The sequence below is a fragment of the Archangium sp. genome (assembly GCF_057119385.1).
Genome location: NZ_DBNGVP010000214.1, coordinates 28,096 through 43,116, shown reverse-complemented (window position 1 = coordinate 43,116; position 15,021 = coordinate 28,096). Strand labels below are relative to the sequence as shown.

Genomic DNA, 15,021 nt, shown 5'->3' with positions numbered 1-15,021 from the left:
GAATGAGGAAAACTGTCAGCCTCACACTTTCGACCGGCACGGGATGAGAGCGGGAGTTGTCGCGGACATCTTCTTCCCAAACCCAGCCGACTAGTGAGCGGGACAGGGCAGAGAGAGGGATATTGAGATCGACTCCCAGGGGAAAGGTAAAACGCTATCAGGGAACCTGAGGCCCCAAACGAGGGCTCAATCCATAAACGATTAGGTGATAATCCCCCGTGCGGCGACTACGGCTTGGCGATTCACCTCTTTGAATATGTAAACATCGACAAATTCGAAGGCGGAGGGACTTCGAAATCAATCTCGCAGTGCGGACGAAGAACACCCTCGGGGTTTGACCAACAGCACTTCTTGTATTTGACGCCTGATTCGCATGGGCAGGGATCGTTTCGACCTGTGCTCTTGAAGCGAGCATGCGGATGCCGCTTCTTCGTCCATTCAAAAGACCACCCATGGTATGGAGAGGCCAATCGGTCCACGATAAAATTGATCAGCGAATAGTCGTAATGATCTCTGGACTTGCTGGTCTCTGGATCTAGGAGAAAGGGGACAGAGTATTTTTGAACGGGGTTTCGGACGAGGGCAATGCCAATGAATTCCGATTTGGAGACCTTTCTAACACAAAGTTCGCCGTTGTATACCTCGCCGACGCGGTGACCACATGGGGAGCGAATGGAGACACGGGCGCCGCAGATGTTGCAGGTTTTCTCGCGCGCCACCATCTCCGGACTGGCGAAATATGCATACGGAAAGAGTTTTTGAAAACGACCGATCTGCTGGTACGTAAACGCCAAGTGATAGTCGTCTGGTGTGAACGGGAAATGGCGCTCTAGCCACCCAAGGCCGCGCTCTGCTTTCTCAAGATTGCACCATGCATTGTAGAACTCGCCTCGCTTCATTAGGCGAAAGGCGTTGATGTATTCCTCGTGTATGAGAATCGCCTGCTCGCAACACCAAGTGCGTTTTGCCCGCTCTTGATCTGAGGTGGCGACTGCCTTGCTCTTTTCCGCCTGCAAAGCCTCGAGAATAGGATGTGCATCCCACGAACCCCAGGAGGTTGGAAGCGTAGAGAGCGTACTGAAGGCTGCGTCAATGTCCATGAGGGTCATTGCTCTTTACGATGGGTTTGGATTGCTGGAGAGCAGCGTCAGGATTAGCTTGGAGAGTCTCCAACGCCTTCTTGATCGAGGCTTCGAACGCAGGTGCTGGGCCTTCGTAGTGAACCTTTGCTGTTTGGCGGTGGCCGGTAATATGCATGTCAAATATGACTGTTGTGTTGTCGCGACGAGAACCCAGGCGCGAGTATAGATAGTTGGATAGCAATCCAATGGCAAGAGGGACGATGCCAAATTCTACTACGAGCGTGGCGATCCTGAGAATGTCTGCGTGAAGCGCCAATTCCTGATATGTAGTATCGGTGGCGTAGATTTCTGGCGTCAATTCTGGTGGCGAATTCTCCCGAAGGTACTCGAGCAACTCTTCTGTCCCAGTGGGGAAGGTCGGCTCACGAAAATCGCGGTAGGACTCTGACGGCACGATAAGCATATTCGCTGCCGCAATTCCTTCTCGGAGTTCTGGCGTAGTATCTTCGCGATTTTTCCAATAATCGAAGCTCTTGTCGCTAGCCTCGATGGTACACACTGGTTCCGTGAATTCTTTGTTGTGCATGTTGTCCCTTTCTGTGGAGGGCTGTATCACATCATAGCCTGTCCGCCCTTGATTCCAATGGTGGGGGAAGTGTCGCACTGCCCTCAGTTGCCTGCTCGGGTTGTCCTCGACGGATACATAAGTCACACTGCTGGATCAGGGCTCCGTTGCCTCCTTGGGCAACAACTCGCGTAGGTTGCTCTGTATGCCACGGATGCGGCTACCAGAGTGCCAGAGTGACGTTGCCGCCTCCACCCTCTAGTCGCGTTAGATACTTGGGGTGAACCCCCGCATCCTACTTGCTCCTGGGAGAGTTTGTGCTCTAGCCGCAGCCCGCCAATGCGCTGTAGCTCCCGTTTGGTGGCGGGGCCAAGTCCTTTTGCGTCCAGACTTCGATGGGGCTGTCTTGCCGGATGTAGACCCAGGGCGGGCATGGGTCGGGCTCCCCGCCCTCCTCTACAGAAAGAGGGCGAATGCGTCACCCGGTCACTTCGGCCAGAACGTCACCGCCCGCGCGTTCTCCGAGCTCCAGACGAGCTTCTTCCCCCGGTACATGCGCGGATGCCCACCGGAATCGGCGAGCGAGATGAGCAGGAATGACCCGCGTGACTGGATGCTGACCAGGTCGTTCTCGCGGAATGTGTGACCGGGGAGCGCGACCGCCTTTCCCTTATCCACTCTTCGCAGCAGGCCCGTGGCCAGCAATTCCTCACCAAAGGGCGTGCCCCAGACCGCCAGCGTGTAGCCACCACGCACCAGTGCGGCCCACTCGCCATCGGGCTGCTCGGGGGTGAACGCATACAGTTGGTCCAGCAGTGCGTCGTCTTCGATCTCCCTGGGCGCGAAGCGCGGATCCAACACACGGCTCGAGCGTTCACCCAATTCCTTGCGGATTGGCAGGAGGCCGGTCCCCGAGGCCTCATCGCTCGCCTTCACATCCAGCCGCGTCCACGCTCCGTCACGCCAGACGAAGGCGTGGGCCAACAGCGGGCGTCTCATGGTTCCATTGAGCCTGAATCGAATCGTGTTTCCATCCACCTCCGCCGCGCCCACCTGCTCCTGCTCCGGGGTGGGCTTCTGAATCGTGAGCCCGAGCAACTGGCCCTTGGCGTCGAAGCCGAATTCGATGAGCTCGCCCGAGCCGGGCAGGGGGAGCTCCTCGGCACCACCCGTCGCCATGTCCACGAGGAACAGGCGGTCGCGGAACGCGGGGGAGGGGAACTTCTCCGGGAACGTGGGCTTGCCCACCACGGGCTGGCTGACTCCCCCGCGCCAGAACCTCGCCACGCCTTGCTTGCCATCCCGGCTCAGCGCGGTGCTCGCCCCCTGGCAGTCCACCGCGAGCTTCACGATGACCCGGCGCGTAGAAGTGACGGCATCGACCTGGGCCCACTCGCAGCCATCACTCGCGGGCTCGAGCAGCGACAGGGTGGACTCGGTCACCGCGGGCGCGGGGGCCGCCTTCTCCGTCCGGGCCGGGCTTTGTTCCTGCCCATGGGCCACGGGTCCGAGCAGCAGTGCGCCGAGCAGGAGGTGCTGGAAGATCTTCACGTGTGCCCCTCAGTTCGCCGCGAAGTCGCGGAGCGGTGCGAATCCGGGCAGCACCCCGGTGTGCGAGAAGACGATGTGCTTCACCTCCTCGGGCTTCAGCTTCGCCGCCAGCGCCTTCAGCGATGCGCGGTTCTGCTCCACGTCATCCGTCACCGGCCACTTGGCGCTCACGAGCTTGCCGTCCTTCGTCGCGTCCGCGCTGTCTCCGAGGAACAGCACTCCGTTGGCGAGGTACGCCGCGCTGCCCTGGGTATGGCCGGGGATGGAGAACACGCGGATGGACAGGGTGCCCACCTGGAGCGTCTCGCCGTCCTTCAGCGCGCGGGTGACACGCACGTCGCGGTTGGTGGGCGGCAGGTGCCGGAGGATGGGGCTTCCACTGCGCGCCTTTCCCTCGGCGATGGGCACGTCCGCCTCGAGCGCCATCACCTCGGCCTTCGGGAAGAGGTGACACCCGGCGACGTGGTCCGCGTGCCCGTGCGTGAGGAGGATGGCCTTCACCGCGTCCGGCCCGAGCCCGCGCCGCTTCAACTCGCCCAGGACGATCTTCCCCTCGGCATCATTGCCCGAGTCGATGAGCACCACCGCGCCCTCCCCGGCGTCGAGCACGTCCACGCCGACGTGGCCGTCCTTCACCACCCGGGCGAAGCCCTCCAGCTCCCGTCCATCGGGAATCTCCCCGTTGCCAACGACCATGACCAGCAACAGCGCCACCACTCCCAACACGGGGACCAACAGGACCAGACCGGCGATCTTCAACACGCGCTTCATCGTCACCTCGAGCGGCCCACGGGGCCGGTGGAACAGTACCCCAGAGTGCGATAAGGCGCGGCCATGCCGGGGGAACCGTCCATGGAGCAGGAGCAGCCAGGCACCGCCGGGGCGGAGACCTCCCTCGTCGGCGCCTCGTACGTGCTCAGCCGCCCGAGCCGCCCGCCCGGCCCGTGAGGCCGTGTCCGCTTTTTCCGGGGCATTTCGTTGTACGGGGGAATGCTCCAGGAAACCGCATGCCTGCTTCTTCCCACCATGAGCGCGCCGCCCCGTGAAGGTGCGTCGGCCACCGTCACGGCCGCGTACCGCCAATACTTCCCCCTGCTCCAGAACAAGTGCGCCCGCGCCCTCGGCGACGCGGCGGAGGCGGAGGAGGTGGCCCAGGAGGCCTTCATCCGCCTGTGGCGCTCCGGTATGGCTCAGCGCCCCGTGCACGAGGTGGTGCCCTGGCTCTACCGGGTGAGCACCCGGCTGCTCATCGACAAGCTCCGGGTCCGCCAGCGCCGCCAGCCGGTGGAGATGTCCGCCGCCCTGCAGGACACCACCGCCCACCCCGCTCCCAGCATCGAGTCCGTGCTGCTGGTGCGTCAGCGCCTCCAGTCGCTCGCCTCCAGCCTCCCCGCCGAGGAGCTCGAGGTGGCCCTGCTGCACCGGCTGGACGGCCTCACCCAATCGGAAATCGGCGAAGTCACCAATCTGTCGGATCGCACCGTGCGCCGCATCCTCACCCGCCTCGAGGCGCGGCTGGGGCCCTGGCGCGAGGAGGAACGATGAGCACCTCCCACCCTTCCTTCCTGGCGCTGGACCGCGCCGCGCTCGGGGACATGACGGAGGAGGTGAGGACCCACCTCGCCTCCTGTCCCCGCTGTGCCGGGCATGTCGACTCCCTGGGCCGGCCGCCGCCGGTGCCGTCCTGGGCCGTGGCGCTCGCCAACGAGCCGCCTCGCCGCGCTCCCTCGCTCCTGGCCCGCCTGGCGCCCTGGGGCGTCGCGGCGCTCGCGGCGGGGCTCGCCCTGGTGCTGTGGGTGCCTCGCACGGCGACGGAGACGCTCCCGGGCCCGAGGGCCGGCCTGCGCAGCAAGGGCAGCCCGGCGGTGGCGCTCTACGTGAAGACCGGGGACACGGTGCGTCTGTGGGACGGCGAGTCCCCGGTGGCCGAGGGAGACCTGCTGCGCCTCAAGGTCATGCCCGAGGGCTTCACCTGGCTCACCGTGGCCGCCGCCGACGGTGACACCTGGCAGGTGCTCCATGAGGGCCCGCTGCCCGAGCGCGGCGAGACCCTCCTGCCCACCAGTTGGCGGGTGGAGCCCGGCGAGCAGCCCGAGCGGCTCCTCGTCGTCCTCGGCCTCGCGCCCGTCTCCGTTCAGTCCCTGGCCCCGCTCCACGAGGCGCCCACGCGCGACGAGTCGCTGTGGGTCCTCCCGCTCACCCTCTCCAAACCCTCTTCGCGGCCCGCTTCGCCATGAACGCACTGCTCGCCCTGACCCTCGTTGCCCTCACCGCCGCTCCACCCGACACCGGCTCCCCGGACGTGAAACGCCTGGCCGTGGTGGTGGGCGCCAACCGCGCCGCTCCCGGACGCACGCCCCTGCGGTACGCGCACCGGGACGCGCGCAGCGTCGCCTCCGTCCTCGTCGAGGCCGGACAGTTCTCCCGGGACGACGTCCTGGTGCTGGAGGACCCGGAGCCCTCGCGCGTCCTCGCGGCGCTGGACTCGCGGCTGGAGCGGCTCGGGAAGGAGGGCCGGGAGGGACTGCTGCTCTTCTACTACTCGGGCCACTCGGACGATCGGGCGCTCTATCCCAACGGCCAGCCGCTGGAGCTGAAGGCGCTCCGGGCGCGGCTGGAGGACGAGCGGGCCGCGGTGCGCGTGGGCATCCTCGACGCCTGCCAGGGCGGGAGCTGGACGCGGGCCAAGGGGCTCTCCCCGGCGGCGCCCTTCGCGGTGGAGGTGCCCCTGGCCCTGTCCAGCGAGGGCTCGGTGCTGCTCGCCTCCAGCACGGGACAGGAGGCGTCGCACGAGACGGATGAGCTCCAGGGCTCCTTCTTCACGCACCACCTGGTGGCCGGCCTGCGCGGCGCGGCGGACGAGGGCGACGACGGACAGGTGACGGTGGGCGAGGCCTTCGCCTATGCGCAGCGCCTCACCATCCGCGACACCTCGCTGCGCGGCGAGGCGGTGCAGCACCCCAGCTTCGACCTGCGGCTGCGCGGGCGGCAGGACCTGCCCCTCACGCGGCTGGCCAGCGCGAGCAGCACGCTCGAGGTGCGGCAGGAGCTGGGACCCCTGCAGGTCATCCAGCTGCACACCGGACTGGTGGTGCTGGAGGTGCCCGAGGGCCGGCGTGCCCTGCGCATGGCGCTGCCGGTGGGGCCCTATCTGGTGCGTCGCAGGACGCCAGAGGGCACGTTCGCCCGGGAGCTCCAGGTGGAGGCCGGCAAGTCGGTGACGGTGCTCGAGGAGAACCTGGAGCTGGTGGGGGCGCCGGGGCTCGCCGCCAAGCGCTATGCCCGGCCGCTGGCCGCCACCCTCACCACCCTCCCGGCCGGCACCCACGCGGTGGGCCTGTCGATGTCGGTGGGGTATGGCGAGGTGGCGCAGGACGGCTCGTATCCCCTTCCCATCGCCTATGCGATCCCTCCCAGCCTGTCGGTGGGCTACGGTGTGGGGTTGACGGATCGGCTGCAGTTGTCCGTGGCGGGATTGCCCTCGCTGGCGTTCTCCCGCCCGGTGAAGCTGTTCTTCGGGATTCCCACGCCGACGCTCTCCTTCCGCCTGGGGGAGGCGGGCCGGACCGAGTGGGTGCCCCAGGTGAGCGGCACGGTCCACCCCGAATTCAAGACCATCCAGGTGGTGGCGGGTCTGCGGACGCGGTGGTGGGTGTCGGACTCCAGCAGCGTGCATGCGATGGCGTCGGTCAACCATTCCTTCTTCACCTCCGGGTCCGACACGGTGCTGCTCAGGTTGAACCCCGTGCCTTCGGTGGGAGCCGGCTACTCCGTGACGCTGGGCGAGGTGGTGACCCTGGCCGTCGGCGTTTCCGCCTGGGCCATCTTCTCGGAGGAGCTCGTGCTCCAGGATGGCATCCTCCATCGTGGGGGGCTGAACGTCCGGGTGGGGTTGAACCTCGGCGGCTTCCATGGGACGGCGTTCCCGCTCCTGTCCATCCACCTCAACGACGTCTGGAGCCTCACGGGCAACGCCTCCCTGGGCTTGCAGCCGGGAGCCGAGAGGTCCACGTCGAGCCAGTTCAGCGCGGGCGTGCTCGCCACCTTCTGAGGTGTGGTAGGGGAGAGACTCCCATGGCGCCTCCTCCCCGTTATGGCCGTTCCCTGGCCCACAAGGCCCGCCAGCGCACCCCGGGCCACCACTACAACGCGAGCTTCCTCCCGGCGGCGGACCGCGCGGAGATCCTCGCGTGGCTCGGTGCCCTCCACCCCCTGTGGGAGCAGCGCTACTCCAAGCACTTCCCCCCTCCGCCGGGGCAGGAGCAGCGGCGGTTGTTACGGCCGGTCTACTGGCTGGGCAACTGGCAGTTCGCCTGCCTCGACTACTACCGGCCGCCCAAGGGCGTGAAGGACCGCTGCGTCAAGGCCGAGCCCTTCCCGGCGGTGCTCCAGCGCCAGGTGGACAAGGTGGAGCAACTGGCGCGCCGGATGTTCCGGGGCCCGGACATGCCGCCCCGCTGGCACCTCAACACCTGCCTGGTGAACTTCTACGGCAGCCGCCTCGAGGACGGGCGCTGGGTGGACACCGCGCGCGTGGGCGAGCACAAGGACTTCGAGCCCGGGCCCGTGGCCTCGCTGTCCTTCGGGGAGCGCGCGCTCATCCAGTTCGTCACCTCCACCCGCCCGGGCGAGCGCGACGAGGTGGTGCTGGAGCAGTGGCTCGACGATGGGTCGCTCCAACTCTTCGGGGGCGCGCGGTGGAAGGAGCAGACGTTCCACCGGGTGCAGCGGGTGGACACGCGCGCCGGCCACCTGCTCCCGCCCGAGCTGCCGGACTTCAAGACCCGGCGCATCAACCTCACCTTCCGCTACGTGCCGGACGAGCACGTGATTCCCTACGCCCAGCTCTCACCCGAGGCCCGCGAGGACGTGCGGCCCTACATGGAGACGCTCGCCCGGCACAGTGCCTTCTTCCGCCAGGAGCTCGAGCGGGAGCGCGAGGCGCACCCGCCTCACCACAACCCGTGAGTGCGCAGCAGCGCCGCGAGCGGGGTGTCTCCCCGCTGGTAGGTGCCGAAGAGCTTCGCGGCCGTCTCCGGTGACGGGTTGGCGCACACCTTCCACTCGCGGCCGTCCCGCAGCTCCGTTCCGCAGTGGAGCAGCGACGCACGGGCCTCCTCGGCGGAGCCGAGCGGGAGGTGCTCGAAGAGGGACGCGTTCTGGCTGGTGAGGAAGCACTGCCGGCGGCCCAGCTCCCTCACACAGGCCTCCACCAGGCGCGGGTGCAGGCTGTTGGGCAGCTCGTCGGCGATGACGAAGTCCTCGTTGACGTCCAGGTAGTACAGGAAGGACAGCAGCCGCTTCTGCCCGTGGCCGAGCTGCTCCTGCGTCAGCACCACGCCATCTCGCCGGGTGAAGTGGAAGCCGAAGCGGCCGAATTCCAGACGTCCGCCGCCCTCGTAGCTGCGCTTGTCCAGCAGCTCCACCCGGAACGTGCCCGCGCTGAAGCCCGCGAGCGCGACGAACCTCGCCAGGAAGCTCCGCTCCACCTCGTCGTGGCGGATGTCGAGATGGCCGGCCGGCGCGGGCATCTCGCGCGCCACCCGCTCGCGCAACAGCCCGGGCATCCACGTGGGCAGCCACATCAACCCGAGCGGGAAGACCTCGTCGCCCCGCATCTCCATTCCATACTGGATATTGCCCATCTGCTGGAACGTCCCGAGCGCCTCGTCGAAGCGCGCGGGGGCGAGCAGGAAGGTGCGGCGCAGCAACTCCTTGAGTGGCTCGCGGACCTCGGGCTCCAGCCGCTGGGCCGTCATGAAGAGCACCACCCAGACGGTCCGGTCCAACAGCGACCAATACATGGTCTGTGAATAGGCGGGCTGTCCGTCCACCTCCCAGGCCACGCCGGTGGCATCGGCGCGCATCACCAGCCGGGGGCCGGGGGCGTCCAGCGCGAGCACCAGCTCCATGAAGGGCTCGAGCTCCGCCCTGGCCTCCGGGGCCCGCGGCCGCAGCAGCGCCGGGCTCTCGGAGGTGACGGGCGGCGGGGCGGCGCCCGTGGCCCGCGTGTTGCGCACGGTGATGTGGAGCTCCATCCCCGGGAAGTCGAGGGCGTACTCCAGCGAGAACTCCTCGCGGATGAGCCCGGAGAAGTCCGAGGCGAGCACGCGCGAGAGCAGCTCCAGCAGCGTCGTCCTGCCGGTGCCGTTCTCTCCGAGCACCAGGTTGAGTGCTGGACCGAACACGAGCTCCGTGCCTGGCGCGATGTCCCGGTAGCCGTGGATGTGGAGCTTCGTGAGCTTCATGGCGGTGCCGAAGTGCCTCTCTTTTCTCAGAAAAAGAAAAACCACGCACCGTGCCACTTCAGTGGTGAACAACCAAGTGCTCACGCGTCCGCGTTTATACAACTCAATCAGAAAAAATCGTGAAAATCATCACAGTGCCTTGAAGCGCAATCAATAGGTATGTCAAGAAAGTCGCCTCTACTTCAGAGGAGTGCTTCGTGAGCAACCGGTTCGTGAGGACGTTCTGCGTGGCGTGGCTGGGAGCCAGCCTGGCCGCGTGCGGCTCCATGCAGGAGGGCGGGACGCCCGTGCAGGGGGGCGATGACTCCGACATCCAGGCCGCGCTGGCGCGCATCCAGGGCGCCCGGGTGCTGGGAAGCGACGAGGGCATTCCCTACGCGGTGAGCGGCCAGTTCGGCCGTGCGTCCCAGGCGGCGGGGCTGCGCGCGCGGCCGGACGTGCGCGAGGCGCTGAGCCTGGTGGCGCCGGTGTTCCGGCTCAACGAGAACGACCTGGTGTTCCGCCGCGCCAGCGTGGACGCGCGGGGCCACCAGCACCTGCGCTTCCAGCAGACGAAGGACGGCCTGCGCGTGGTGGGCGGCGAGCTCGTCGTGCACGTGGACGCGGCGGGCAATGTCTACGCGGCCAACGGCTCGGCGCGGGATGGCTCGAACGTCTCCGCCGCCGCGAAGGTGGCCCCCGAGGCCGCGCTGAAGGCCGCCGTGGAGGGCTCCACCGCCCGGAGCGCCGCCTCCCAGGGCCGCGCGGAGCTGGTCTACGTGCGCACCGAGGGCAGCGCCGAGCCGCGGCTGGCCTACGAGGTGCGCGTGAAGGGCGAGCGCGAGGGCATGCCCGCCGACGACCTGGTCTACGTGGACGCGCGGCGCGGTGGCGTGCTGCTCGTCAACCCGCTCATCCACTCGGCGCTCAACCGCAAGGTGTACTCGGCCAACAACACCTCGACCACGCCGGGCACGCTCAAGCGCAGCGAGGGCCAGGCGGCCATCGGCGACGCCCATGTCGACATGAACTACGACATGCTGGGCGCCACCTATCACTGCTACCAGACGCTCTTCGGCCGCGACTCGTACGACAACGCGGGTGCCGCGCTCGTCAGCACCGTCCACTACGGCAGCAACTACGTGAACGCCTACTGGGACGGCACCCAGATGGTGTACGGCGATGGCAACAACTCGGACTCCATCGAGCTGGGCAAGGACCTGGACGTCACCGTCCACGAGCTCACCCACGCCGTGACGGACACCGAGTCGGACCTCATCTACTCGGGTGAGTCCGGCGGCCTCAACGAGTCCATGTCCGACATCTTCGCCGGCGTGTGCGAGAGCTGGACGCGCAACTGGGCCGTGGACGCGGACGTCTTCAAGATTGGCGAGGACATCTGGACGCCCGGCACCGCCGGTGACGCGCTCCGCTACATGGATGACCCGGTGAAGGACGGCGTGTCGCTCGACTTCTACGGCGACTACTCCTCGGGCGTGGACGTGCACTACAGCTCGGGCATCAGCAACCTGGTGTTCTCGCTGCTGAGCAAGGGCGGCGTGCACCCGCGCGGCAAGTCCGCCAACGCCGTGCCCGCCATTGGCCCGGAGAAGGCCGGCCGCATCTTCTACAAGGCCAACACGGACCTCTTCACGGCCAGCACCACCTTCGAGCAGGCCAAGACGTACACCGTCCAGGCCGCCGAGACGCTCTACGGCGTGGGCTCGGCCGAGGCCTCGGCGGTGAACGAGGCGTGGAAGGCCGTGGGCGTGCCGCCTCCGCCGCCCGTGGTGAACGCGCTGACCAACGGCGTGCCGGTGAGCAGCCTGTCGGGCAGCTCCGGCAACAAGAAGTACTACGCGCTCGAGGTGCCCGCGGGTCAGTCCAGCCTGTCCTTCGACATCAGCGGCGGCACGGGTGACGCGGACCTGTACGTCCGCTACGGCGCCGTCCCCAGCTCCAGCACCTACGACTGCCGCCCGTACGCGAGCGGTAACGCCGAGGTCTGCCCCTTCACCAACCCGGCCGCGGGCACCTGGTACGTGATGCTCAACGCCTACTCCGCCTACTCCGGCGTCACCCTCAAGGGCACGTACGGCGGTGGTGGCGGTGGCGGTGGCACGCCGGTGACCGAGACGCTCAGCGACAGCGTGGGCAAGAACGCGAGCGACAACTTCGGCCCGTACAGCGTGGTGGCCGGCTCCACCTTCAAGGTGACCATGACGGGCACGCGCAACCCCGACCTGTACGTGCGCTTCGGCTCGGCGCCCACCACCTCGCTCTACGACTGCCGCTCGAACACCTCCACGGCGTCCGAGACGTGCACCCTGACGGTGCCGGCGGGCCAGAGCAACGCGTACATCATGGTCCGCGGCGCCGGCTCGGGTACGGCCAGCTACACGCTGACCATCAACTACACCAGGCCGTAGTCCTGGCGGGCGGCTCTCTCCGAGGGGGGCCGCCCGTTCCATTTTTCAGGGGACGCGCCGCACGTTGCCGGGCAGCTGGCGCAGCAGGTTCAACAGCCGCAGCGACGAGTGGAGGCTGCCCTGGACCTCCCAGGGGTCCACCTTGTCGCCCCCGTTGGTGAACTGGGGCGAGAGCACGAAGACGCGCACCCGCGCCCGCTCCATCATCCCGTGGAAGCGCGCGTCCCGCATCAGCCCTCCGCTCAGCCGCAGCTGGGGCGCGGGCTGGAAGTAGTCCAGATCCAACGACACCCAATCCGCCTGGATGACCTCGGGCCGCTCCAGCACCTGCCGCCAGTCCAGCGCCGAGGTGTCCACGAACCAGGGGACGAGCGTGGAGAAGCCCACGTCCCGGCCCGTCATCGTCGCGGTCGGCTCGGCCTTGGCGGTGGTGAAGAAGATGTCCTCCTCGGTGAGCACGGGCGCCGAGCCCTCCGGCCGCTTCAACCCCTCGAAGAGCCTCCACCAGGTGGCGGCCTGCGGGGGCACGCGCGCCTCCAGGTAGCTGTCCTTGCACCAGTCGGAGTGCCGGTCCGCGTGGAAGAGGCTCCGGGGCAGCTCGCCCGTCGTCCGGTAGTGGTACAGGGCCACGTCCAGCATGTGGTGGTCGCGCAGCACGTAGTCGGCCTGCCCGGTGGGGCTTCGCATCACCCGCACGTGGCCGCGCAGCACCGCGTCGATGTCTCGCAGCGTCAGCGCGTCACACCACGGGGACTCCTCGAAGGTGAGCTGCTGGCCCGCGTAGGGCTTCTCGCCCGCGGCTCCGACCACGTCCTCCGGGCCCTGCCAGCGGTGCACCCGCCGCTCGAAGCGCTCCGCCTCCCCGTCCGTGAGGACCTCGCGGGCGACGTCGCGGATGTCCTGGCGGAGGCCGGCTCCGGGGATGGCCGGGGAGAAGCCGCCCGCCTGCCCGGAGCCCGCGGCGCGGAGCTGGAAGGCGTAGGCGGCGTCGGTGGGCTTCTTCCACTCGGAATACCGGATGTGCACGTGCGCTTTCCTCGGAGGCCGCCCGCCTGGTGGCCGGAGAGGCCAGCGGCGGGCGGTAGATGCCGGGAAACACGCGCCCCGTCACTGAAATTGCGGCGCCAGGTCCTCGAGCAGGGCCTTGTAGATGCGAGGCCGCTCGGTGGAGAGGAACAGGTGGCTGCCCGGGAACATGCGCAGCTGGAAGCGCCCGGTGGTCTGATGGCGCCAGGACTCGGCCTCCTCCTGGCTGACCTCCTTGTCCTCCTTGGCGCCAAAGGAGGAGATGGGCACGTTCAGCGGGGGCTCGGGGGCGTACTGGTAGCTTTCGCCGACGAGCGCGTCCGTGCGCAGCGCGGGCAGCACGCCGAGCCGGAAGTCCTCGCTGTAGAGCACCTCGAGGGGCGTGCCGAACCGGGCGGCGACCTCCTTGAGGAATTCCTTGTCCGACAGATGGCTGAGCGGGGGCGGGGGGCCCTTGCGCAGGTGCATGGCCGGGCTGGCCGACAGGAAGAGGTGCACGGGCAGGCGGGCGTTGTGGCGCCGCAGCCAGCGCGCCAGCTCGAAGGCGGTGACGCCGCCGAAGCTGTGCCCGAAGAGGGCGAAGGGCATCTGCTTGACGAAGGGGAGCATCATGCTCGCCAGCTTCTCGAGCAGATCGGGGAAGCGGGTGATGGGGGTCTCGTTGCGGCGCGTGGCGCGGCCCGGCAGCTCGATGGGGCACACCTCGATGGAGGCGGGCAGCTGCTTGGCCCACAGCCGGAAGACGGACGCGTCACCTCCGGCGAAATGGAAGCAGAACAGGCGCAAGCTGGCCTGGGGGCGCGGCTCGGGGCAGGTGACCCATCGGCGGTAGACGGGAGGGACGTGCATGCGGGACGTCCATGCTGCGAAGGGTCGGTGGGGCGCGTCAACCCCCCTGGAAGGCTTGTGACATGGGCTGGTCACTGAGGTCCGGCGGGACCCGGAGTGCAAGGTCCTTCCACCCGCGGGCTTGCCGGCGCCCGGCGCTCAATCCCAGGCGGAGAGCCGGTCGAAGTCCTCGGACGTGTAGTGGATGCTGTCCAGCCCGTTGGTCAGCCATCCGCCCTTCAGGCCGAAACCCTCGCGCATGTTGCGCCAGGCGTGGACGTCCGTGAGGCTGGGGGCGAGCGCTCCGCCGATGTCCTTCACCGAGTCCTCGTTGAGAGCCTGGCATCAGGGCCCGGATGCTTCTCGGCGTTCGAGGAAGCGGCTCCACCAGTGCCGGGCCTCCACCTCCGTGAGGCGGAGCTTCGTGTATCGAGGAGGCTCTACAGACACGGCGGCTCGCGGAAGGAAGAGCGGTTCGAGCCAGGGCTCCAGCACCTGGGCGAGCTCGCGGTAGGCGGGAAGGGTCCTTCCGGTGGTTGAATCTCCCGCATCCGGCTGTTCTCCGAGAGAGACGACGACGCGCTCCGCATCGAGCTCCACCAGGGTCGTCTCGGCTGAGTGCAGCCGGGAGCGTAGCGTGGTGGCACCACCCAGTTGGGCGAGAATCGGTGGCCCGAGGAAGTTGAGCCAGTGGACTCCATCCACCCGATGGCCCATCCACTTCTCGTGGAGCCAGGCCGCTCGGAGATCAATGCCTGGGTAGCGCAGGGCTTCTGCGCGAAAGGCGTCGTCCGTGAGCCGGAGTCCCCGGTAGAGGTGGAGGGCCAGGCCCGCATGGCCGGAGGCGAACGGCAGCCTGGAGGCCATGTCGAGGACCAACTGGCGCACGCGTGTGGGCCCATGCTCTTCGAGATACTCGAGGGGAAGTGTCGCGGTGAGCAGGCTCACCATGGGCTTTTCGGGAGCGGGCCGCCACGGAATGCGGGCCTGGTATTCGAACTGGTAGCCATTCTGGCTGCCAGGGCCTCCCGTGAACAACAGTCCCCTCTCGAAGCCTCTTTTTTCGATCTGCCCGCGCTTCTCCGGGGCGTAGTCCTCTGGGAAGGACCCCCTCCGAGTGCTGTGAAGGATGAGGCGTATGTGCTCCCAGGACTCCTCCGTCAGAGGGGCTCCTTCGTCATGGGAGAAGTGGACGTGGTTGAGGGTCCGCGGTCCCTGGCCGGCCGCGCGCATGTAGCTGTCGAGGGCGTGGCCCACCCCGAGGGAGATGTCGGCGTGGTCGTGCGGCATGTAGAAGGCGATGCGGACCACTT

The 15,021-nt window shown here is 67.6% G+C and carries 14 protein-coding genes; 5 read left to right on the top strand and 9 right to left on the bottom strand.

Going from position 1 to position 15,021, the window contains the following annotated elements:
* Positions 1-242: 242 nt before the first annotated feature.
* The 4 genes from AC16DP_RS48830 to AC16DP_RS48815 all read right to left on the bottom strand — a co-directional run bounded on the left by AC16DP_RS48830 (position 243) and on the right by AC16DP_RS48815 (position 3,969).
* The gene (locus AC16DP_RS48830) at positions 243-1,100 is read right to left on the bottom strand and encodes an SEC-C metal-binding domain-containing protein (RefSeq protein ID WP_329734572.1); all 858 of its coding nucleotides are present in this window, start codon (positions 1,098-1,100) and stop codon (positions 243-245) included.
* Positions 1,090-1,668, bottom strand: a complete 579-nt coding sequence (locus AC16DP_RS48825) for a hypothetical protein (RefSeq protein WP_329734573.1) — start codon at positions 1,666-1,668, stop codon at positions 1,090-1,092. The genes AC16DP_RS48830 and AC16DP_RS48825 overlap by 11 nt, the downstream gene beginning before the upstream one ends.
* Positions 1,669-2,133: 465 nt before the next feature.
* On the bottom strand, positions 2,134-3,198 hold the full coding sequence (locus tag AC16DP_RS48820; protein ID WP_329734574.1) for a hypothetical protein: 1,065 nt from the start codon (positions 3,196-3,198) through the stop codon (positions 2,134-2,136).
* A gap of 9 nt (positions 3,199-3,207) precedes the next feature.
* Complete coding sequence (locus AC16DP_RS48815; protein ID WP_329734575.1) at positions 3,208-3,969, bottom strand: MBL fold metallo-hydrolase; 762 nt, start codon at positions 3,967-3,969, stop codon at positions 3,208-3,210.
* Positions 3,970-4,224: 255 nt separating this feature from the next.
* Between AC16DP_RS48815 and AC16DP_RS48810 the strand changes: the two genes are divergently transcribed.
* The 4 genes from AC16DP_RS48810 to AC16DP_RS48795 are packed head-to-tail and all read left to right on the top strand — an operon-like array spanning position 4,225 to position 8,166.
* Positions 4,225-4,743, top strand: coding sequence for an RNA polymerase sigma factor (locus AC16DP_RS48810; protein ID WP_329734576.1), 519 nt, complete (start codon positions 4,225-4,227; stop codon positions 4,741-4,743).
* Positions 4,740-5,435 carry a hypothetical protein gene (locus AC16DP_RS48805; RefSeq protein WP_329734577.1) on the top strand — a complete coding sequence of 232 codons (696 nt, stop codon included), beginning with the start codon at positions 4,740-4,742 and terminating at the stop codon, positions 5,433-5,435. The genes AC16DP_RS48810 and AC16DP_RS48805 overlap by 4 nt, the downstream gene beginning before the upstream one ends.
* Positions 5,432-7,249: a caspase family protein gene (locus AC16DP_RS48800; RefSeq protein WP_329734578.1), complete on the top strand. Its 1,818-nt coding sequence runs from the start codon at positions 5,432-5,434 to the stop codon at positions 7,247-7,249. Before AC16DP_RS48805 ends, AC16DP_RS48800 begins: the two co-directional genes overlap by 4 nt.
* A 23-nt stretch (positions 7,250-7,272) precedes the next feature.
* Entirely contained in the window at positions 7,273-8,166 is an 894-nt protein-coding gene (locus AC16DP_RS48795; protein ID WP_329734579.1) for an alpha-ketoglutarate-dependent dioxygenase AlkB, read from the top strand.
* Here AC16DP_RS48795 and AC16DP_RS48790 read toward each other — a convergent pair.
* Complete coding sequence (locus AC16DP_RS48790) at positions 8,151-9,446, bottom strand: AAA family ATPase (RefSeq protein ID WP_329734580.1); 1,296 nt, start codon at positions 9,444-9,446, stop codon at positions 8,151-8,153. The genes AC16DP_RS48795 and AC16DP_RS48790 overlap by 16 nt on opposite strands.
* Positions 9,447-9,643: 197 nt before the next feature.
* On the opposite strand from AC16DP_RS48790, the gene AC16DP_RS48785 reads away from it, so the two are divergent.
* Entirely contained in the window at positions 9,644-11,854 is a 2,211-nt protein-coding gene (locus AC16DP_RS48785) for a M4 family metallopeptidase (protein WP_483957104.1), read from the top strand.
* Between the two features lie 45 nt (positions 11,855-11,899).
* Here the strand turns inward: AC16DP_RS48785 and AC16DP_RS48780 are convergent, their stop codons facing one another.
* The 4 genes from AC16DP_RS48780 to AC16DP_RS48765 all read right to left on the bottom strand — a co-directional run bounded on the left by AC16DP_RS48780 (position 11,900) and on the right by AC16DP_RS48765 (position 15,019).
* Entirely contained in the window at positions 11,900-12,880 is a 981-nt protein-coding gene (locus AC16DP_RS48780; protein WP_329734582.1) for a hypothetical protein, read from the bottom strand.
* 81 nt (positions 12,881-12,961) lie between these two features.
* Positions 12,962-13,729 carry a thioesterase II family protein gene (locus AC16DP_RS48775; RefSeq protein WP_329734583.1) on the bottom strand — a complete coding sequence of 256 codons (768 nt, stop codon included), beginning with the start codon at positions 13,727-13,729 and terminating at the stop codon, positions 12,962-12,964.
* A gap of 138 nt (positions 13,730-13,867) precedes the next feature.
* Positions 13,868-14,029, bottom strand: coding sequence for a hypothetical protein (locus tag AC16DP_RS48770; protein ID WP_329734584.1), 162 nt, complete (start codon positions 14,027-14,029; stop codon positions 13,868-13,870).
* Between the two features lie 24 nt (positions 14,030-14,053).
* Positions 14,054-15,019, bottom strand: coding sequence for a type VI immunity family protein (locus AC16DP_RS48765; RefSeq protein ID WP_329734585.1), 966 nt, complete (start codon positions 15,017-15,019; stop codon positions 14,054-14,056).
* Positions 15,020-15,021: the final 2 nt, after the last annotated feature.

Excerpts from the sequence above, each read along its gene's own strand:
- AC16DP_RS48795 (WP_329734579.1), top strand. The coding sequence starts at position 7,273 with ATGGCGCCTCCTCCCCGTTATGGCCGTTCCCTGGCCCACAAGGCCCGC.
- AC16DP_RS48790 (WP_329734580.1), bottom strand. The coding sequence starts at position 9,446 with ATGAAGCTCACGAAGCTCCACATCCACGGCTACCGGGACATCGCGCCA.
- AC16DP_RS48800 (WP_329734578.1), top strand. The coding sequence starts at position 5,432 with ATGAACGCACTGCTCGCCCTGACCCTCGTTGCCCTCACCGCCGCTCCA.
- AC16DP_RS48805 (WP_329734577.1), top strand. The coding sequence starts at position 4,740 with ATGAGCACCTCCCACCCTTCCTTCCTGGCGCTGGACCGCGCCGCGCTC.
- AC16DP_RS48825 (WP_329734573.1), bottom strand. The coding sequence starts at position 1,668 with ATGCACAACAAAGAATTCACGGAACCAGTGTGTACCATCGAGGCTAGC.
- AC16DP_RS48810 (WP_329734576.1), top strand. The coding sequence starts at position 4,225 with ATGAGCGCGCCGCCCCGTGAAGGTGCGTCGGCCACCGTCACGGCCGCG.
- AC16DP_RS48830 (WP_329734572.1), bottom strand. The coding sequence starts at position 1,100 with ATGGACATTGACGCAGCCTTCAGTACGCTCTCTACGCTTCCAACCTCC.
- AC16DP_RS48775 (WP_329734583.1), bottom strand. The coding sequence starts at position 13,729 with ATGCACGTCCCTCCCGTCTACCGCCGATGGGTCACCTGCCCCGAGCCG.
- AC16DP_RS48815 (WP_329734575.1), bottom strand. The coding sequence starts at position 3,969 with ATGAAGCGCGTGTTGAAGATCGCCGGTCTGGTCCTGTTGGTCCCCGTG.